Source organism: Lysinibacillus sp. FJAT-14745 (assembly GCF_001275675.1).
Lineage (GTDB): Bacteria > Bacillota > Bacilli > Bacillales_A > Planococcaceae > Lysinibacillus.
In genome coordinates, this window is record NZ_LITM01000008.1 from 63,583 (window position 1) to 65,511 (window position 1,929).

Below are 1,929 nucleotides of genomic sequence, written 5' to 3' on the forward strand. Positions count from 1 at the left end.
TGTCACTTGTCCATTTGGATTATAATTTTGATTGCTTCCCTGAGTAATACCATTATAGTAAATCGTATTCACATATGGAACGTACGGATTATTAATGCCCACGTCTACAAAAGGAGAATCGATATTTTCATACTCGCTTGTATCGAGCTTAAACGCGTTTGTTAACACATAACTCATTTCATCACGAGTTAAAGGTTTGTTTGGTAAAAATTGTCCCTTAATATTTGTTTTAAAGAAGCCAAGCTGTACAGCGCGTTCTACATAGCCTGAAAGCTCTGTGCCGACTGCTACATCGGAGAAGCTTGATTTATTGACAACTAGTGGCTTGTTACCTGAAGCAACAACAACCATTTTGGCAACTTGTCCACGCGTTACTGTGTTATAAGGTTTATAATATGTTTTGCCCTTTTCTGTATACCCTTTAATAACACCTAAATTAACTAAATAATTGATTTCTTCATATGCGTCATCCTTGTTCGTAACATCTACAAAACCTCCATTTGCTTGTGCACTATGTATTGTAAACATTGAAGCAGAAACGAAAAGGACGCATAATATAAGACTAATTTTCTTGAGATACAATGTCTTATTTCCTCCCTTCTTGTTCTAACATTAATATTAACAAAATTTCACAGATAAAACTATTATATACACAGAACTATTATACTGAAATTCTAAATTATAGAATATTTAATGCCCGAAGTGTTAAATCAATTGGACTGATAAACTTATCAAACAAAAAGAGCTACATCATTCCCTTCTGAACGATGTAGCTCTTCATTATTATTATTGTTTTGAGTAATATTCTAAAATTCCCTTGTAGATAGAATCAGCGAATAACTCAACATATTGATCATCTGTCATTTTAGCGCGGTCTTCATCATTTGTTAGGAAGCCTAGCTCAGCTAAGATGGCTGGAATAATTGTGTTGCGAATTACGTAGTATTGCTGTTCTCTAACACCACGATTTTTCATATTTAAGTTATTAACGATTTGATTGTTTACAAATGTCGCTAAATCTATATCTTCCTTAAACATATCACCTGTTGTCACTGCATAATATGTTTCAGTACCTTGTGCAGAAGTATTTGCTGCAGAGTTCACATGGATACTTACGAAGATTTCGCCGTAATTAGCATTTGTAAAGTCAACGCGGTCTTGAAGTGAAGGATACGTATCCCCTGTACGAGTCATATATACCTTCGCACCTGCAGCCTCTAGCTTTTGCTTCACAAGTGTGCCGACCTTTAATGTAATAGCTTTTTCGGAATTAGAACCTACAACAGTTCCAGGGTCCTTACCACCATGACCTGGATCAAGAATGATAATTCGATCTTTCAACGGATTACCATTTTGATTTAGTAGCTTTATATAAGATTTATGGACATACCCTTTTTGACCTTGAGAAGTCACTTGTGCCCAATAACCGTTAATACTGTTCACTTGAACATAATCGCCTTTATTCAGCTTACTTACTACCTCAGAAGTAGAGTTAGCTTCTTTGCGGATATTTAAATTGTCAACTGTCACTCGACCTAATAGATCACCAGAAACTGTTGGTGGCGTTGGATCTGGTTTTGGATCTGGTTTTGGATCTGGTTTTGGATCTGGTTTTGGATCTGGTTTTGGATCTGGTTTTGGTTCTGGTTTTGGTTCTGGTTTTGGTTCTGGTTTTGGATCCGGAGTAGAAGGTTTTTCTACTTCGACGTCCGCTGTACTATTAGCCACGATATAGCCTGGTACACCATTCACTACAGTTAGGTGGTAACCACTTACCGTCTTATAAACAGGTAAATTCACTTTACTATTCACAGTTGAAATTACCTTTGATGAAGAGGTTGGTTTTACGTAAAGATTAATATTTTGTGTTGTCGTAACTTGCTTTTGGGCATTCCCTAATGCGTTACCATCTGCATCTAAAAACTGCGC

The 1,929-nt window shown here is 36.4% G+C and carries 2 protein-coding genes; both read right to left on the minus strand.

The features are described from left to right. Positions 1-582 (minus strand): S-layer homology domain-containing protein (locus AMS59_RS14100; protein WP_199777759.1); only part of this gene is annotated, 582 nt, incomplete at its 3' end. Between the two features lie 204 nt (positions 583-786). Next, positions 787-1,929, minus strand: a 1,143-nt coding sequence (locus AMS59_RS14105) for an N-acetylmuramoyl-L-alanine amidase (RefSeq protein WP_156304685.1), incomplete at its 5' end; no start/stop codon positions are given.